Annotated in this window: 2 protein-coding genes; both read right to left on the bottom strand. The window is 39.0% G+C overall.

Annotated features, from left to right (window positions below; all coding sequences use genetic code 11):
- Positions 1–123: 123 nt before the first annotated feature.
- Positions 124–1,014 (bottom strand): glycine rich domain-containing protein, encoded by an 891-nt coding sequence (locus K333_RS12385; RefSeq protein ID WP_024990734.1) that lies wholly within the window; start codon positions 1,012–1,014, stop codon positions 124–126.
- A gap of 127 nt (positions 1,015–1,141) precedes the next feature.
- Positions 1,142–1,908: glycine rich domain-containing protein (locus tag K333_RS12380; protein WP_027452643.1), on the bottom strand; the 767-nt coding region annotated here is incomplete at its 5' end.

Raw genomic sequence — 1,908 nt, 5'->3', positions numbered from 1 at the left:
ACCAAGCCTATAGCATACTTTCTTTTTCCATATCATCCTTTGGGATGCCTTCGGGATTCGTCTGGGACAAACATATATAAAAATAGGCTATATCAAAGTTTAAATGATATAGCCTATTATATATTATTGTGGTAGTTGTTGCCAAGTGATTATACAGTACCCATTACCTTCGTGACCAGTTTCTGTTCCACCTGTTGGACTAGGCATCACAGAGCCGCCATCTATCATCACAGAATTAGTGAAGATATATCCGCTATAGTGATTAGGTTGCCCTGTATGAATAATATTATCTTCTGTTGAAGATTCTGCGATTGCATTACATCCTGTATAACCGGAGATGAAAGAAGAACCACCAGCTCCAGAACCAACATTATCATCTGCATTTCCACCACCGCCACCACCATAGTATCCACTTCCGCCGCCACCACCATGATCATAATTATTAGCAATTCCCCCAACTCCAAAGAATCCATTTCCACCATGTCTGTTTCCCTGTTGATTATCTACGCCTCCTTTTCCTCCTGAGGTTTGGATAGCACCAGTAGCTATAGTATATAGCTGTTCATTAACAACATTATGACCTGATTTAAAGCCATCTTGCCCAAATAATCCACCTGCATATCCACCATTATTTCCATAAAAATAATGGTGAGCACCTCCACCTCCGGCAGCAACGATAATTCTTGATTTTAGAGAACTAAATTCTCTCCAAGTGTTACCTTCTGTCAATCGTACATCTGTAGCTCCACCACCGCTTTGTCCATTATAGCTAGCCCCAGCGCTTCCTCCACCATTAAATGTCTGTTCTAAAGAGCCTTCGCCCGATAGACCTATATAAACATAAATATTTAAATTAGAAGGAAAAGTAACTATTCCTGAACAATATCCACCTTTTCCGCCATACACAGTATTAGTATATTCGGGATGCTCATTATCGTTATAACTATTTCCTCCGCTGGCTCCCCAAACTTCCAGCTTATAATTCCCCGTTATGGGTGCTGTAAAAGTCTGCACACTTCCCGTGTGTTTGTACGATCGATAACAGTAAATTGAAAATATTATACAATTATTGGATATACAATAAGTAAAAAGTGTATCAATTGTTATATAGACTTTTGATACACTCCTTACTTATATATGGTTATAGACTTGGTGATATCCAAGAGATGATGCAATATCCATGTCCACTATGACCAGTTTCTGTACCACCTGTAGGACTTGGCATAGTAACATTACCTGCAACCATTACAGTATTAGTGAATACCTTACCACTATAATGATTAGGTTGTCCTGTATGAACAATGTTATTTTCTGTCGATGATGAACTTATTGCATTACATCCTGGATAACCAGAGATAAAAGAGGAGCCGCCAGCTCCTGCAATTTCTCCACCATATCCACCGTTCATTACAGGATTATTGGATCCGCCAGCACCTCCATAATAGCCAGCACCTCCACCACCTCCATATTCTCCTCCGGTACCACCTTTCCCAAATAGTCCATCTGTACCAGATAAACCTTTATTATTTTTAATTGATTCTGATCCTGAAGTCTGTGTCGCTCCACTTATATATACATTAGAAGATTGTCTAGAATAGGTTATAGGTGCAACTAATCCTCCTGCATGACCGCCAATAGACCATGTGTCATTATATACGCAGCATCCACCGCCCCCAGAGGCAACTATTATTCTAGATTTTAAGGAGTTAAAATTATCCCAATTCCCGTTTTGTAATCTGATATCTGTAGAACCACCACCTGTATAATTTCCATTAGGCGTTAAACTACCGCTAACTATATTTCCTCCTCCATTCCAACCGCCAATTCTTGTTTCATTAACACCTATGCCACCAACATAAACATATAAAATAGTTAATTTTTCAATATTTATAAAGCCTGATACATATC

The organism is Segatella albensis DSM 11370 = JCM 12258 (assembly GCF_000426565.1).
GTDB classification, from domain to species: Bacteria; Bacteroidota; Bacteroidia; order Bacteroidales; family Bacteroidaceae; genus Prevotella; species Prevotella albensis.
Note: the sequence above shows the minus strand (reverse complement) of the source record. Positions and strands in the feature narration are given on the sequence as shown.